At 62.7% G+C, this 16,116-nt stretch carries 15 protein-coding genes; 9 read left to right on the plus strand and 6 right to left on the minus strand.

Annotated features, from left to right (window positions below):
• The first annotated feature begins 49 nt into the window (after nt 1–49).
• Together B7Y43_RS17955 and B7Y43_RS17960 are read left to right on the plus strand one after the other, a co-directional pair.
• Nucleotides 50–1,195, plus strand: coding sequence for an acyl-CoA dehydrogenase family protein (locus tag B7Y43_RS17955; RefSeq protein WP_374133052.1), 1,146 nt, complete (start codon nt 50–52; stop codon nt 1,193–1,195).
• Nucleotides 1,196–1,235: 40 nt separating this feature from the next.
• Nucleotides 1,236–2,024, plus strand: coding sequence for an SDR family oxidoreductase (locus B7Y43_RS17960; protein ID WP_374133053.1), 789 nt, complete (start codon nt 1,236–1,238; stop codon nt 2,022–2,024).
• A gap of 1 nt (nt 2,025) precedes the next feature.
• Here the strand turns inward: B7Y43_RS17960 and B7Y43_RS17965 are convergent, their stop codons facing one another.
• The 3 genes from B7Y43_RS17965 to B7Y43_RS17975 all read right to left on the minus strand — a co-directional run bounded on the left by B7Y43_RS17965 (nt 2,026) and on the right by B7Y43_RS17975 (nt 3,170).
• Nucleotides 2,026–2,457, minus strand: coding sequence for a PIN domain-containing protein (locus tag B7Y43_RS17965; protein WP_374133054.1), 432 nt, complete (start codon nt 2,455–2,457; stop codon nt 2,026–2,028).
• Complete coding sequence (locus tag B7Y43_RS17970; protein WP_374133055.1) at nt 2,454–2,699, minus strand: type II toxin-antitoxin system Phd/YefM family antitoxin; 246 nt, start codon at nt 2,697–2,699, stop codon at nt 2,454–2,456. Before B7Y43_RS17970 ends, B7Y43_RS17965 begins: the two co-directional genes overlap by 4 nt.
• 66 nt (nt 2,700–2,765) lie before the next feature.
• Nucleotides 2,766–3,170: a host attachment family protein gene (locus B7Y43_RS17975; RefSeq protein WP_374133056.1), complete on the minus strand. Its 405-nt coding sequence runs from the start codon at nt 3,168–3,170 to the stop codon at nt 2,766–2,768.
• A gap of 568 nt (nt 3,171–3,738) precedes the next feature.
• Between B7Y43_RS17975 and B7Y43_RS17980 the strand changes: the two genes are divergently transcribed.
• Both B7Y43_RS17980 and B7Y43_RS17985 read left to right on the plus strand, forming a co-directional pair.
• Entirely contained in the window at nt 3,739–4,104 is a 366-nt protein-coding gene (locus tag B7Y43_RS17980; RefSeq protein ID WP_374133057.1) for a hypothetical protein, read from the plus strand.
• The gene (locus B7Y43_RS17985) at nt 4,104–4,889 is read left to right on the plus strand and encodes a hypothetical protein (RefSeq protein ID WP_374133058.1); all 786 of its coding nucleotides are present in this window, start codon (nt 4,104–4,106) and stop codon (nt 4,887–4,889) included. Before B7Y43_RS17980 ends, B7Y43_RS17985 begins: the two co-directional genes overlap by 1 nt.
• Before the next feature lie 23 nt (nt 4,890–4,912).
• On the opposite strand, the gene B7Y43_RS17990 is transcribed toward B7Y43_RS17985, so the two are convergent.
• Complete coding sequence (locus B7Y43_RS17990) at nt 4,913–7,177, minus strand: NADP-dependent malic enzyme (RefSeq protein ID WP_374133059.1); 2,265 nt, start codon at nt 7,175–7,177, stop codon at nt 4,913–4,915.
• A gap of 131 nt (nt 7,178–7,308) precedes the next feature.
• Here B7Y43_RS17990 and mutS point away from each other — a divergent pair, with 131 nt between their 5' ends.
• The gene (mutS, locus tag B7Y43_RS17995) at nt 7,309–9,885 is read left to right on the plus strand and encodes a DNA mismatch repair protein MutS (RefSeq protein ID WP_374133067.1); all 2,577 of its coding nucleotides are present in this window, start codon (nt 7,309–7,311) and stop codon (nt 9,883–9,885) included.
• A gap of 25 nt (nt 9,886–9,910) precedes the next feature.
• Here the strand turns inward: mutS and B7Y43_RS18000 are convergent, their stop codons facing one another.
• Nucleotides 9,911–11,521, minus strand: a complete 1,611-nt coding sequence (locus B7Y43_RS18000) for a methyl-accepting chemotaxis protein (protein WP_374133060.1) — start codon at nt 11,519–11,521, stop codon at nt 9,911–9,913.
• 122 nt (nt 11,522–11,643) lie between these two features.
• Between B7Y43_RS18000 and B7Y43_RS18005 the strand changes: the two genes are divergently transcribed.
• The 4 genes from B7Y43_RS18005 (at nt 11,644) to B7Y43_RS18020 (ending at nt 15,821) form a co-directional block, all read left to right on the plus strand.
• Entirely contained in the window at nt 11,644–14,394 is a 2,751-nt protein-coding gene (locus B7Y43_RS18005; RefSeq protein WP_374133061.1) for a [protein-PII] uridylyltransferase, read from the plus strand.
• Nucleotides 14,395–14,424: 30 nt separating this feature from the next.
• Nucleotides 14,425–14,808: a VOC family protein gene (locus B7Y43_RS18010; RefSeq protein ID WP_374133062.1), complete on the plus strand. Its 384-nt coding sequence runs from the start codon at nt 14,425–14,427 to the stop codon at nt 14,806–14,808.
• 55 nt (nt 14,809–14,863) lie between these two features.
• Nucleotides 14,864–15,403: a GNAT family N-acetyltransferase gene (locus B7Y43_RS18015; protein WP_374133063.1), complete on the plus strand. Its 540-nt coding sequence runs from the start codon at nt 14,864–14,866 to the stop codon at nt 15,401–15,403.
• Between the two features lie 82 nt (nt 15,404–15,485).
• Nucleotides 15,486–15,821 (plus strand): hypothetical protein, encoded by a 336-nt coding sequence (locus B7Y43_RS18020; protein WP_374133064.1) that lies wholly within the window; start codon nt 15,486–15,488, stop codon nt 15,819–15,821.
• Between the two features lie 21 nt (nt 15,822–15,842).
• Here the strand turns inward: B7Y43_RS18020 and infC are convergent.
• Nucleotides 15,843–16,116 (minus strand): translation initiation factor IF-3 (infC, locus tag B7Y43_RS18025; RefSeq protein WP_374133065.1); only part of this gene is annotated, 274 nt, incomplete at its 5' end.

Below are 16,116 nucleotides of genomic sequence, written 5' to 3' on the forward strand. Positions count from 1 at the left end.
GGCAGCGGCTGCGATAGCGGATGGTCAAAATATCAAGAGGATGAGGGCCGTGGCGCTTGATGCAGAAACTTTTGATGCGCTGATCGATACAGTGCGCCGCTTCGTCAGCGAAAAGCTGCGCCCGATCGAGGCGCAGGTAGAGGCCGACGATGCGATCCCTGCTGACATCCTTCACGAAATGCGCGCGCTCGGCCTGTTTGGCCTGTCGATTGGCGAGGACTATGGCGGGCTTGGCCTGACGATGAGCGAGGAGGTGCGCGTCGCGATTGAGCTTGGCCGCACCACCCCCGCCTTCCGATCAGCCGTTGGCACCAATGTCGGCATCGGCAGCCAGGGGCTGGTGATGGCCGGCACGCCCGAACAAAAGGCCGCCTGGCTGCCGCGCATCGCCAGTGGCGACATCGTTACCAGCTTTGCGCTCACTGAACCCGATGTCGGCAGCGATTCCGGCGCGGTGAAAACGCGGGCCGTGAAGGACGGCAACGTGTACCGCCTGTCGGGCACCAAGCGCTACATCACCAATGCCGACAAGGCCGATCTGTTCACGGTGATGGCCCGCACCGGCGAGGAAGCTGGCGGGCGCGGCGTTTCCGCTTTTCTCGTGCCCCGCACCCTGCCCGGCCTCAGCATCGGCGAACCGGAAAAGAAAATGGGGCAAAAGGGCGCAAAGGTCGCCGATGTCATCATGGATGATGTCGAAGTGCCAGCGGCCAATATGCTGGGTGCCGAGGGCGAAGGCTTCAAGATCGCGATGCGCGTGCTCGATCGCGGGCGGTTGCATATATCGGCGGTGTGCATCGGGGTCGCTGAACGACTGATCGCTGACTGTGTCGCTTATGCGACCGAGCGCAAGCAGTTCGGCAAGCCAATCGCCGAGCATCAACTGATCCAGGCGATGATCGCCGATTCAAAGACCGAAGCGCTGGCCGCACGCGCGCTGGTGCTGGAGACCGCCGCCGCGAAGGATGCGGGCAAGGACGTCGTGATGGAATCGGCGGCGTCGAAATATTATGCCAGCGAAATGGTCGGCCGCGTGGCGGACCGCGCAGTGCAGATTTTCGGCGGGGCGGGCTATATTGCCGATTACGGGATCGAGCGGCTCTACCGCGACGTGCGGCTATTCCGCATTTATGAGGGCACCAGCCAGATCCAGCAGCTGATCATTGCCAGAGAGACAATCAAGCGCGGGGGCTGAGGCCAGTGCCGCGCGTCACCTAAAAACAGGAGAATATCACATGGACACCACCAACCTCTTCCGGCTCGATGGCCGGATTGCGCTCGTCACCGGCGGCTCGCGCGGCATTGGCAAGATGATCGCGGCAGGCTTTATCGCCCAAGGCGCGACCGTTTATATCAGCTCGCGCAAAGCCGAAGCCTGTTTCGAAACCGCCAAGGAACTCGGCGACAAATGCATCGCGCTGCCGCAGGACGTTTCCACCGTCGCGGGCTGCAAGGCACTTGCCGCACAGCTGGCCGAGCACACCGACAAGCTCGACATCCTCGTCAACAATGCGGGTGCTGCCTGGGGCGAGAGCTTCGAGACCTTCCCCGAAAAAGGCTGGGACAAGGTGATGGACCTGAACGTCAAATCGCCCTTCTTCCTTACCCAGGCGCTGCACGAGGCGCTGAAGGCCGGGGCTAGTGCGGGCCAGCCCGCCAAGGTGATCAACATCACCTCGATCGATGGGCTGCGGCTCAATCCGTGGGAGACGTACAGCTATCATGCGTCAAAATCGGCGCTGATCTATCTCACCAAGCGGATGTCGGCGCGGCTGATCACCGATCACATCAACGTCACCTCGATCGCGCCGGGCGCCTTTGCCAGCGAAATGAACAAGGCCGCGCGCGACCATGGCGACGCGATCGCCAAGGGCATTCCCGCCAAGCGGATCGGCGTCGACGAGGACATGGCCGGCACTGCCATCTACCTCGCCAGCCGCGCGGGCGATTATGTGGTGGGCGAGACGATCGCGGTCGATGGCGGGCTGGTCTACGGCGCGCTGGGGACCAGCATCGACGCGTAACCTAACCGAGCAACTGGACGTCGAGGCCGAGGCCCAACCCGGCCTCGGCCATCCGCCGGTCGAGCGTGACGAGCGTCGCGCCCGCTGCTGCAGCAACGGCGAGGTGTAGCGCATCGCCACTGCCGAGCGGCAATGCGCTTCGGGACAGCAAATCGCCAGCCGATTCAAAATGACGTTTGTTGATTGGGATGAATCGCGCGGTTGCATGGAGCATGGCGGTGATCATCGCGAGCATCTGTGGTCGATCCGTGGGCGATATCTGTCTGGCGCGAGCCTTGGCCGCGAGCGCCGATGCAATTTCGGTTTCGCACCAAGCGCTGCTTACCATATCGCCCGGAAGAATGCTGATCAGCCATGTCTCTGCAATCAGGGAAAATGCCTCTTCAACATAAGCGCTAACCAGCACCGACGTATCCGGATAGACGAGGGTCAAAGCAAATCTTCACGCCGAAGTCGTTCGACGAACGACAATCCATCGGGATCGACATAGGGCGTTGAGAGGGCGCGCATGCGCCGCATCGCCTCCACATCGATCGGCTTTTTCGGTTGTTCCTCCGCCACCAGCCGCGCGACGGGCTTGCCGCGTCGGGTGATCGACACGGTTTCACCCGCTTCGGCGCGGTCGATCAGCTCGCTCAACCGCGCCTTGGCATCGGCAATGCTGTAAGTCTCCATCGCCCGCTCCTGACCATCTAGATGGTCATGTAGCAGAACGGACCTAAAGTTTCCAGCGAGGGCCGATCAGGCCGCCGTGATGATCTTTTCGACATCGGCGGTCGAATGCCCTGTCAGATCCTTCGCGATCTCCCCGACCAGAATCGCTTCGAGCGCCTTGTGGTAATGCTTGCGCAATTCGCCGAGCGTGCGCGGCGCGGCGACGATGATCAGGTCATCGACCTTGTGATCGAGCACGCGTTTGTTGAGCACCGCAGCAACGCCAGCGGCAAAGCTGTCCTCCTCCTGCTGGCTGTCGGCGGGGTTCGTCGAGCTGCTGTTATGCCGCCCGCCCGAGCCCTTGTTTTCCATCGACACGGCGACATCAGGCACCGCGGTGAGCGACGGCGTGGCCTCATCCCCCGTGTTGCGAAACAAGTTCAAAATCTCGCCATCGACGATGGCGACAAGCGCGCCTTGGGGGATTTTCATGAAAGCACCTTTGCGTTGAGGGAATGGCGCACAAACGCACGAACGAGCGCATCGGCCCCGATGGGATAACAGCTTGGGTTGGTTGGCGATCCGAAGTTGGGGGGTGAAGTTGCGGAAGTTGCGGGTCTGGCGCAGTTTTGGCGAGACCGGGGCGGTGGCCTTTAACCGGGACACGGTTCGACGATTTCAAAGAGCAGATCGGAACATATAATGAACAATATGGTGTAGGAAAGAAATTCGTCGGATATTCTGGTCAAGTTGGTCATATAACGTGAGGGATCGTCCGCTGTCTGCCCTTGTTAAGGGAACGACCAGTAGCGTCAGCCGTCCAACTCCCCTACATTCACTGTTCATTGAATTGGCAATTCTGCAGGATTGCGTCAAATGACTACAAGTCGCACGATAAGGACCAACCGAAAATTCTTACAGCTCGCACTTCTCTGCAGCTTCGATAAGATGGCTAATCGTAAGGAACCTCGTCGGTCATCGCACATGCTCACAGCGTATATCCTGAACCCGGCGAAGCTTAAGGCGTGACATTTATGGATGAAAGCGAGATGATTGAAACATGAAGATGCTTCAGCTCGTAGATCTAATGCGTTTAGTGGCGACCGACGTCGAGCCACACAAAGTCATCGAGAAGACTTTTGAATGGGAGCACACCCGCTGGCTTGAGGTCGGCAAATGGTTCCTCGCGACCGGCGCAGCTGGACTGATCGGTTTGGTAACGTTGTTTGCCAAGACCGATCCTAGCCCGAGCATCGTCATCATCATGCTGTCGGCCGGAAGCACACTCTCGATTATGATCGGAATGGGCGCTTTTTGGAGGGTCCGCTTTATAGGGGCTCGCTACGCGCGGCTGCGGGCGATTGCAGGCGAACTCAGCGAAGTAAAACTATTCCTTCAGTTGCTCCGGAAGCGGGGCCTGCTCTGATGTCACCTGTCTGGGATTGGTCGAATGTTGTCGCTGCCCTCGTTGCGAGCGGTTTGATAGCGGCTGCGCGCACAGCTTTGGGCGTTGTGCTCGAGGGCCGTCTCAAAAAGAAAGCACTTGCCGCTGCCAATACCGATGACTTCGACGCTGTGCTTGCAACGGGCGACCTGAAGAATTTGGGCGACATCCTTCGCGACCAGCTTGGCGCTGTGCCGCTCGAGACGCTGCTAAAAGACACTGAGACGCAATCCAAGGTCTACCGCAGCCTTCAGCGACTGACAGAGTTGGTTAATCAGCCGGCGCCGCTCGAGGTCGAGCTGCCTCTGGACTCGTCTGAACCGTCAAGTGGTGAACCGGGCGACCCGAGTCTACGTCCACCATCCACTTGGGAAACCGGGAAGGAATCCGCCCCGGTATCGCGAAGCGAGGCATATATTGACCAGTTAAGCGAGTTAGATCGCACCCACGTTGCGCAGGAAATTGCTAGGATTGCGCAGGCCGCTCGAATGGAGATTCGGACGAACGACCTTTGGACCGGGCTCGCGGGCGCGCGCCGGAGAATGGAAATGACGATGCTGCCGCTGATCGGTGGCTCGCGAAAGACGCTCAGCCCACGCATATTCCATAACTCACGGTTCCGCGGTGCAATGGGATCATTTCTTGGGATCGCCAACAAGGCGATCCACGGCGAAGAGATCAGTTTCGAGGACGCTGAGCGCGCGCTTCGCGCGGTCGAGTTCATCGCGGACAACCTTCCTCATTCATATCTGGATGAGGACAGCTAAGCGAAGTCTATTCTTCGAGACTCCTACCCAGCAATCCCCCCCGCCGCCAGCACCGCCAGCGTCACGAGTTCGCTCGCAGTGCTCGTCATCGGGGCGATCTGGACGCTCTTTTCCATGCCGACCAGCATCGGGCCAATCACTGCATCACCGCCCAGTTCGCGGAGCAGTTTGGCGGAGATGTTGGCGCTTTGCAGGCCGGGCATGATCAGCACATTGGCGGGGCCGGAAAGCCGCGCGAAGGGGTAGTTCGCCAACTGGCGCGGGTTGAGCGCCACATCAGGCGCCATTTCGCCTTCATATTCGAAGCTGACGTGGCGATCGTTCAGGACGCACACCGCGTTGCGGATATTCTCCAGCCAGCGCCCTTCGGGATTGCCGAAATTCGAATAGCTGAGGAAAGCAACGCGCGGTTCATGGCCCATGCGCTTGGCGACCAAAGCGGTCTGCTCGGCAATGTCGGCGAGTTCTTCCGCCGTCGGGCGTTCGTTGATCGTGGTATCGGCCATGAACACGGTGTGCTTGGCGCCGACCATCACATGCACGCCGAACGCGGTGCGGCCCTTGATCGGATCGATTACGCGCCGAACCTCGCGCATCGTTTGCGCATAGGGCCGCGTGATGCCAGTGATCATCACATCGGCCTCGCCCAGTTGCAGCATCACCGCGCCGAAGATGTTGCGATCCTGGTTGATCATGCGTTCGCAATCGCGCAGCAGATAACCGCGCCGCTTGAGCCGTTCGTAGAGAAACTCGACCATCTTGGGGACCAGCGGCGATTTGCGGCTGTTGTGCAGTTCATATGTCTCGGGATCGGTGACGCCGAGCGCGCGGAGGCGATCATAGACGTCGTCGCGCCCCACCAGCACCGGCGTGCCATAGCCGCCCGCCTTGAACTCGATCGCGGCGCGCAGTACGACTTCCTCTTCGCCTTCGGCAAACAACACGCGCTTGGGGTTGGCGCGCGCGCTTTCATAAGCCAGCGTCAGCACCGAGGTGGTCGGGTTGAGCCGCGCGCGGAGCGACTGGCGATAGGCCTCCATGTCGAGAATCGGCTTGGTCGCAACGCCCGAATCCATTGCCGCCTGCGCGACTGCAACGGGGACGATTTCCATCAGTCGCGGATCAAACGGGGCCGGAATGATGTAATCGACGCCAAAGCTGTGGCGCACCCCGTAAGCGACCGCCACTTCCTCAGGCACTTGCTGGCGCGCGAGTTCGGCCAGCGCATTGGCGGCGGCGACCTTCATCTCATTATTAATCGCGGTCGCGCGCACATCGAGCGCACCGCGGAAGATGAAGGGGAAACCAAGCACATTGTTGACCTGGTTGGGATAATCCGAACGCCCGGTGGCGATGATGACGTCGGGCCGAACGCGCTTGGCATCGGGGGGGGTGATTTCGGGATCGGGATTGGCCATGGCGAAGACGATTGGCTTGGCCGCCATCTTCATCAGATATTCGGGTGCCAATGCGCCCTTTGCCGACAGGCCCATGAACACATCAGCGCCGTCGAGCGCCTCTTCCAGCGTGCGGCGATCGGTCTTGGCGGCGTGGGCGGATTTCCACTGGTTCATGTCGCCATGCTCGCGGCCCTGATAGATCACGCCGGATTTGTCGCACATGATCAGCTGATCATGCGGCAGCCCCATCGCCTTGATCAGTTCGGCACACGCAATCGCGGCAGCGCCGGCGCCGTTCATGACGACGCGGATATCCTTGATGTTGCGCCCGGTGAGGAACAGCGCGTTGATCAGCCCGGCAGCGGCGATAATCGCGGTGCCATGCTGATCATCATGCATGACCGGGATTTTCATCCGCTCCTTCAGCGCCTGTTCGATGATGAAGCATTCGGGCGCCTTGATGTCTTCAAGGTTGATGCCGCCAAAGCTGGGTTCCATCAGCGCAACCGCGTTGATGATCGCATCGGGATCTTCGGTGGCCAGTTCGATATCGATCGCATCAACATCGGCGAAGCGCTTGAACAGCACCGCCTTGCCTTCCATCACTGGCTTTGACGCCAGCGCGCCCAGATTGCCCATGCCCAGAATCGCGGTACCGTTGGAGATCACCGCGACCAGATTGCCCTTGGCGGTATATTCATAGGCCGCCGCCGGATTTTCATGAATTGCGCGCACCGGCACCGCGACGCCCGGCGAATAGGCGAGCGCCAGGTCGCGCTGGGTGGCCATGGGCTTTGACGCGATAATCTCGATCTTGCCCGGCCGCCCCTCCGAATGGAACAGCAGCGCCTCACGCTCGGAAAACTGGACGGTCGATTCATCGGTCATGGCTGGCCCTTCAGCTGATACCCGGTCTTTACGGGGCCGATGCCGTTTCTTCCACCCCTGGCGCGCATCGCCTTGAACATAGGATGCTTGGCTGTATCAACCGATCGATGACCGGCACCGCCCCCACCCCAATGATGACGCAATATCTGGCGCTGAAGGCGGAGGCCGAGGATTGCCTGCTCTTCTACCGGATGGGCGATTTCTTCGAGATGTTTTTCGAAGATGCCAAGATCGCCGCTGCCAGCCTCGACATCGCATTGACTGCACGCGGCGAGCATGACGGCGTCCCGATCCCGATGTGCGGGGTGCCAGTCCATGCGGCAGAGGGCTATCTCGCGCGGCTGATCAAGGCCGGGCACCGGGTTGCCATTGCCGAACAAACCGAAAGCCCGGCAGAGGCCAAGAAGCGCAGCGGCAAGACTTTGGTCGGGCGCGCGATTGTTCGCGTGGTGACGGCGGGGACGCTGACCGAGGAAGCGCTGCTCGATGCGCGCACCGCCAATTGGTGCGTGGCGATCGGCGAGGCAGCGGGCGGGGTGGCGATTGCCGCTGCCGATATCTCGACCGGGCGGTTCGAGATAATCGAGACCGATGCTGCGTCGGTGGCCGCTGATATCGCGCGGCTAGCGCCCGCCGAGACGATCGCGTCGGACGCCACCGCGTTCGAAGACTTGGCGACCGGGCGCAGGCCCCGCGCGGAGTTCGACAGCGCTAGTGGTGAGGCACGAATCAAGACCCTGTTCGGGGTGGCGACGCTCGATGGCTTTGGCAGTTTTTCCCGCGCGGCATTGGCGGCGGCGGGGGGGCTAGTTCGCTATCTCGACCATAATGGCAAAGGATCGCTCCCCTTCCTCCGCCCGCCGCGTCTTGCCCGGACGAGCGAGGCGATGGCGATCGATGCCGCAACGCGCGAGAGCCTGGAGCTGACCGCCACTACCGGCGGCGCGCGCAAAGGCAGCCTGCTCGACGCGGTCGATCGCACTGTGACGGGGGCGGGGGCGCGCCTGCTCGCTGCCGATATCGGCGCGCCGCTGATGGATCGCGGGCGGATTGAGGCGCGGCTCGACCTGGTTCAGTTGTTTCATGACGACGCCGGGCTGCGCGAGCAGCTCCGCGGCACCTTGCGCGCCCTGCCCGATATCGGCCGCGCCTTGGGCCGGATCGCGGCGGGGCGCGGGAGTCCACGCGATCTGGGACAGTTGCGCGATGGGCTCGATGCGGCGTGGCGGCTGGGCGAGCGGCTGGGGCGGATCGAGCAGGCACCCGCGTTGCTGGCGCAACTGGCCCCGCAACTGCGCGGCCACGGCGCGCTGATCGACCTGTTCGCGCGCGCGCTGGTGGCATCGCCGCCGATCGATGCAGCGGCGGGTGGCTATATCGCGCCGGGCTTCGATGCCGCGCTCGACGACCTGCGCGATGCGGGCGCGGGCGGCAGGCGCGCCATCGCGGCACTCGAAGCGGACTATCGCCAGCGCACCGGCATTGCCGCGCTCAAGATCAAGCATAATGGCGTGCTCGGCTATCATATTGAAGTGCCCGCGCGCGCCGCCGATCCGCTGATGCAACCGACAAGCGGCTTCACGCATCGCCAGACGATGGCGGGCGCAGTCCGCTTCAACGCACCCGATCTCCACGATGTTGCATTGAAGGTGACGCAGGCCGGCGCGCACGCGCTAGCCGCCGAGGCCGCGCATCTGGAGGAACTGACCGACACCGCGCTTGCCAACCGGGAGGCCATCGCCGCGACCGCCGATGCCCTCGCCCGGCTCGATGTCGCGGCGGGCCTCGCCGAGCGCGCGAGCGAAGGCGGCTGGGCACGCCCTGCCCTGGTCGATCACGCCTGTTTCGATATTCAGGGCGGGCGGCACCCCGTCGTCGAAGCGGCGGTCGCCAAGGCGGGCGGGCGCTTTGTCGCCAATGACTGCCGCTTGTCGGCGGATAACCGGCTATGGCTGGTGACTGGCCCCAACATGGGCGGCAAATCGACCTTCCTGCGCCAGAATGCGCTGATCGCCGTGCTCGCGCAGGCCGGCAGTTATGTCCCCGCGACATCGGCCAAACTCGGGCTGGTCGACCGGTTGTTCAGCCGCGTCGGCGCGTCGGACAATCTCGCGCGCGGGCGATCGACCTTCATGGTCGAGATGGTCGAGACCGCTGCGATCCTCGCCCAAGCGACACCGCAGAGCTTCGTCATCCTTGATGAGGTCGGGCGCGGGACGAGCACCTATGACGGGCTCGCGATTGCCTGGGCCGTGGTCGAGGCGATCCATGAGGACAACCGCTGCCGCTGCCTGTTCGCGACGCATTATCACGAACTGACGCGGCTCGCCGAACGGTGCGACGCGCTCACCCTCCACCATGTCCGCGCGCGCGAATGGAAGGGCGATCTGGTGCTGCTCCATGAAGTGAGCGAGGGGCCAGCCGATCGCAGTTACGGCCTGGCCGTCGCGCGTCTGGCAGGGCTGTCGCCAGTGACAATTGCGCGGGCGAAGTCGGTCCTGGCCAAGCTGGAAGCGGGCCGCGCCAAGACCGGCGGACTGGCGGCGGGGCTCGACGATCTGCCATTGTTCGCCGCCGCCGCCGAAATCGTCGAGGAAGCCCGCGATCCCCTGCGCACCGCGATTGAGGCAATTGACGTCGATGCCCTCACCCCGCGCGAGGCGCTCGATCTAGTGTATAAATTGAAAGCGGTGGCGCGCGGGGGTTAACGCTCGAGCGCTAACGACAACAGCATCACCGCCCGCGCAGCCGCTCCCCAAAGGCCGTGCTTGCCGAACCCAGCTGGTCGGATTGGGTGCCGATGTCGGTGGCCACCCGTTCGATGAGATGGGCAAGGCCGACCGCCGCCTGGGCGTGATCGGCGAGTGCTTGCAGATCGGCCTGGACGGTCTGGGCATCGTCTCGCGCGCCGTCAACGCCGGCCAGGATGCCGTCCGTTGCCCGGCGTTGCGCTTCGATCGCACGGGCGATGTCGGTGGCGCCAATCGCGATCCGGCCGACATCATTGGCCATCGCATCCACCGAGGCGGCGACATCCCCCGCATTGGAATCCATATCGGCGATATGTTCACCGATTTCGAGTGCAGCGGCGCGGGTCTGCGCGGCCAGCGCCTTCACCTCGCCAGCGACGACGGCAAAGGCCGCCCCCGCTTCGCCCGATTGCGTCGCTTCGATCAGCGCGTTGAGCGCCAGCGTATTGGTGCGCTGAGCGATGCGTTCGATCTTGGCGGTGATACCGCGCACCATCGCGCTGCTATCGGCCAGTTCACGGGCCTGGGCACGCGCCAAGGCAGACACGGTTTCGGCACTGGCTGTCGCATTGACCTGCGCGGTCACTTCCTGTGCGATTGCGCCGATTGCCGCGCGCAAATCGCCCGCAGCGCGCTGCACATCGGCCATGGATTGCGTCACCGTCAGCGCGCGGGTCCGCACGGCCGATACATGCGTGCCGCTGGCCTCGCCCAATTTGGTGAGTTTTGCGGTCGATCCGCCCAACTCCCGTGCCGCGTCACTCAAAATGGCAATCACCGCGACCACCGAGGTGTCGAACCGCTGGGCATGTTCGGCCATCGCCATTTGCTGGGCATCAGCGGCGCGCTGTTGTTCGGCGATGCGGCGTTGTTCATGCGCGCGTTCAAGCGCGCGCTGATCGTCGGCGGCACGGCGCTCTGCATCGATCCGGCGTCGTTCGAGCGCGGCGAGATCAATGCCCGCCCGCGTGCGATCAGCAAACAGGCGCGCCTGGCCGATCGCCAGTGTCTGCAGCGCGCCGACAAAGGCGATGATCGCGGCGACATAGAAAGCCGGCACCGGAACAATCGCGGTCAAATCCATCGCCAGCCGGATGGCGACCACCCCCATGAAAATCAGCGCCGCTTCGGGCAGCAACGTAAAGACCGTGCCGCCCAGACAGATCACCGCGACATTGACGCAGAAAAGGCCCACCCGGTCTTCGCTTAGCGGCGCCATATTGAGCGCGCCGATCAGCACGAACCACGCCAGTCCAATCGCCAGCGCAAAGCCGTTAACAAAGCGCACCCCTTGATCCGGTGCGGCCAGCCTTCGTTGCAATCTATCCTGCCAGGTCAGCATGATCAGCCCGACCACGGCAGCAATAATCGGTAGCGTTGCGACCAGGATCAGCGGCTGTTGGACGCGGAACGCATAAAGCGCCGCCATGCCGATTGCAGTCACCAGATTAAGTGGCGCAAAGCGCAGCGCCATGCGCATTGTCGCGGCGACGCGATCCGCGCGGCTCAGCCCATCGATTGCAAACAGCGCCCGCACAGCGCGCAGCTGGCCGATCATCGGCATTTTCTGCAATTGGCGAATAAGTGCTGGCATTCCATGAACCTAGCGGCGCGATGGTTAATTATGCGGTAACGCGCTACCCGCTTGGGCATATTGGAAGCGAAAGCGGTCTTTCTGGAGGTGACCGGGCAGCCGAATGGCTGTAGCTTGCGCCGATGGCCAGCCGTTTTGACTCCCTGCCGCAACGCCGAACGATTATCGATCGGCGCGCAATTGCTGATACGCTAGCTGCTCTTGACGCCAGTGACGCGGCCAGCATGCGCCAGACCGCCACGCGATTGCTTGCCTCGGCGCTCGCCGATGGCCGCGCCGAAATCGCCCGGCGGTTGAACGAGCACCCGTCGCGCGGGTTGGAAGCAGCGGCAGCGCAGGCATTTCTGATCGATCAGATCATCCGCCTGCTCTATGATTTCATCACCGAGCGATTGTACCCCAAGCCCAATGCGACGACGAGCGAACGGATCACCTTGATCGCCGTTGGCGGCTATGGCCGCGGCGAGATGGCGCCATTTTCCGATGTCGATATCGGTTTCCTCACGCCCTGGAAGCAGACGGCCTGGTCCGAACAAGTGATCGAATCGATGCTCTATGCGCTATGGGATTTGGGGCTGAAAATCGGCCATTCATCGCGCTCGCTTGACGAGATGGTGCGCCAGGCCAAGGCGGACATGACGATCCGCACGGCCTTGCTTGAAGCGCGCTATGTGTGGGGCGATACGGATTTATATGACGAAGCCGCGCGCCGCTTCAAGGCAGAGGTCCAGGCCGGCACCGCGCGCCAGTTCATCGCCGACAAGCTCGCCGAACGAAACACGCGTCACCAGAAAATGGGCGACAGCCGCTATGTCGTCGAACCCAATATCAAGGAAGGCAAGGGCGGCCTGCGCGATCTTCACACGCTGTTCTGGATGGGCAAATATGCCTATAATGTCCGTAGCGTCGCCGAATTGGTTGAAGCCGGGCTGCTGACGCGGATCGAATATCGCCAGTTCCACCGCGCCGAAAATTTCCTGTGGGCGGTGCGCTGCCACCTTCATTTGATCGCCGGGCGCGCGGAAGACCGGCTGACTTTTGACGTGCAGCGCGAAATCGCCGAGCGCATGCGCTATGCCGATCGCGCGGGGCAGTCGCGGGTTGAACGCTTCATGCGGCATTATTTCCTGCAGGCGAAAACCGTCGGCGATCTGACCGGTGTTTTCCTGGCGCATCTTGATGAAAAATTCGCGCGCAGCGGCCGCCGCTTCGGGCTGCCCTTGCTCAGGCGATCGCCGCGTAAGCTTAATGGCCTCATCCTCGATCGCGGGCGATTGGCGCTGCCCGGCGATGATTTCTTCGCGCGCGATCCTGTTAGGCTGATTGAGATTTTCTGGCTGGCCGACAAACATGGCCTGGAAGTCCACCCGATGGCGATGCGCGTGGCCGCGCGCGATTCAAAACTGGCCGACGATATTCGGACCGATCCGCGCGCGAATGCCTTTTTCCTCGACATACTCACCTCCCCGCGTGACCCGGAATCGGTGTTGCGTGGGATGAATGAGGCGGGCGTGTTCGGCCGCTTCGTGCCTGACTTCGGCCGGGTCGTCGCGCAGATGCAGTTTGACATGTATCATCATTATACCGTCGATGAGCATTCGATCCGCGCAATTGGGCTGCTCGCGCGGATCGAACGCGGCGAACTGGCAGAAGATCATCCATTGGCAGCGGGCATCCTGAAGCGGATCGTCTCGCGTCGGGTGCTCTATGTGGCGGTGCTGCTGCACGATATCGCCAAGGGCCGTGGTGGTGATCATTCGGTGCTGGGTGCAGAGGTGGCGCAGCGCCTATGCCCCCGGCTTGGCATGTCTGCAGCGGAAACCGAGACCGTCGCCTGGCTGGTGCGCTGCCATTTGCTGATGTCGGCGACCGCCTTCAAGCGTGATCTTTCCGACTTTAAAACGATCCTCGACTTTGCAGAGATCGTCCAGAGCCCGGAGCGGCTACGCCTGCTGCTGGCGCTGACCGTCGTCGATATCCGCGCCGTTGGCCCCGGTGTCTGGAACAGCTGGAAGCGTCAGTTGCTGACGGATTTGTACGAATCCGCCGAAGAAGTGCTGCGCCTTGGCCATAAGCAAAAGGGCCGCAGCGAAAGGATAGAGGCAAAGCAGGCGACCCTCGCCGCGACTTTGGGCTGGGACGAAGCGCGCTTCAAGGCGCTGGTCGCGCGGCTGCCCGAACCTTATTGGGTGGCAGAGCCCGATGATGCGCTGGCCAGCAACGCCCGGTTGATTGAAAGGGCTGGCAACGCTCAGCTGTCGATCGAAGCGCAAGTCTATCCCGGGCGTGGCGCAACGCTGGTCACGCTCTATGCCGCTGATCATCCCGGGCTGTTCTATCGCGCGGCCGGGGCAATCCATGTCGCTGGCGGCAACATCATCGACGCGCGGATCCACACCACGCGCGACGGCATGGCGCTGGATAACTTCCTGGTCCAGGACCCGTTCGGCCGCCCCTTCGACCAGCCCGAACAATTGGCCCGATTAAAGACGGCGATCGAGGATTCGCTCGCCAATCGCGGCAAGCTGGCCGATCGGCTCAAGGCCAAGCCTCTGTCCCGCGTCCGCGCAGAGGCTTTTGAAATCGCGCCGGTCGTCTTGATCGACAATCAGGCGTCGAACCGGTTTACCGTCGTCGAGGTCAACGCGCGCGACGGACCGGCCTTGCTCAATCGGCTGGCGCTGGCGCTGTTCCAATCCAAGGTCACGATCCATTCGGCGCATGTCGCGACCTATGGCGAGCGCGCGGTCGATACCTTCTATCTGACCGACCTGTTGGGCGATAAGATCAGCAGCAGCCAGCGGTTGCGATCCATCGAACGCCGCCTGCTGGGGGCAGCCGCCAACGAACAGGGCTGGGCAGAGGCCGCCTAGGGCCAGCGAAAAACAGGGGGGGAAGATGACATGGCAGTATTGGGAATCGGCGGGCTATTCTTTCGCGCGCAAGACCCGGATGCGCTAAACGCCTGGTACCGTGAGCATCTGGGCATTGGCGCAGGCTGCGCGGCCGAGGACACCGGCCCGGTCGATGAATGGACCTGGAAGACGCAAGGCGGGCCAGTGGTGTTCGCGCCGTTCAAGCACGACACGGATTATTTTGCGGCGGATAAACAGTTCATGCTCAATCTGCGCGTTGCGAGCCTTGATGCGATGCTTGAGCAGCTCTCCACCGCCGGAATCGCGATCGAAACGCGCGCGGAATGGAATGACCCGTCGGTTGGCAAGTTCGCGCGCATCCATGACCCCGAGGGCAATGCCATCGAACTGTGGGAGCCGCCCGCCGCATGACCAATCTGAAGCCCAGGATTTGTCAGCCTGAGGGCCGGTTAGCGAGTGTAGAATAATGTCCGAAATGCGCGTCCGGCGCGCCAGCGAGGCAGATAGTGCAGCAATCGGCGCGCTGCATGTCGCTGCCTGGCGGGAGACCTATGCCGGCTTGCTTTCGCAGGCAGAGATTGAGGCGATGAGCATCGCTGCGCGCACCGCGCAGTGGCGTGCGCAGATCGGCGCGGGCACGGCGCGCGGGGTCTATGTCGCCGAAGAGCAGGATGGTATCATTGGCTTTGGGGCGTGCACCAGCGAGCGCGACCTGGCCCTGATGACAGCGGGCTATACGGGCGAGGTGCCCGCGCTCTATATTCTGCGCCGCGGCCAGGGGCGTGGCGCTGGGCGATTGCTGATGCGCGCCATGGCCCGTCGACTGATCGCCGAGGGCGACCGCACTATGGCGTTATGGGTGCTGTCCACCAACGCCCCGGCGCGCGGCTTTTATGAACGACTGGGGGGGAAGATCGTGGCCGAGCGCGGCAGCGGCCATGACGCCGAGACCGCCTATGGCTGGCGCGACCTGTCCGCGCTGACCATAAGCACGGACAGCGATTGAGCAGCGCCCTAGATTACCCCTTTCCGTGACGGGAAAGTCACGGCACCTTCTGTTCGGGAAAACGGGTTGGGGGAAATGTGATATGAACGTGATACGCCGCGATATCTTGCCGATGTGGCGGCAGGCCGCATTGTTCGCCTTGCCCTCGATAACCTTCCTGCTGGTCGCTGCCGCCGATGACAAGAAGGGCAAATCCGGTGTGGCCGTCTGGATCGCGCTGGCCGCTGTGTTCATCGCGCTTGGGGCGTCGATGGCGGGTCGGCTCAACAAGGCGCCCAAAAACGGTAAAGGCACCAGCGATGGCGGCGGCGATGCGCCGTTTATCGGCAGTGATGCTGGCCACGGCAAACACCACGCCGATGCTGGCCATGGCGGGGACGGTGGAGACGGTGGAGGAGATGGCGGCGGGGGCGACTAATCGCCGCCCGCCGAACCGGCGTTATTTCGGCGCGAGCACCATCAGCATCTGGCGGCCTTCCATGCGCGGATAGGCTTCGACCTTGGCGGTTTCGACCACATCGGCCTGCACGCGCTGGAGTAGCGCCATGCCAAGCTGGCCATGGCTCAGCTCCCGCCCGCGGAAGCGCAGCGTGATCTTCACCTTGTCGCCCTCATCGATGAACTCGAGCACCTTCTTCATCTTCGTATCATAATCATGATCGTCGATGTTCGGACGCATCTTGATCTCCTTGATCTCCTGCGTCTTCTGGCTC

This window comes from Sphingomonas sp. 28-62-20 (assembly GCF_002281505.1).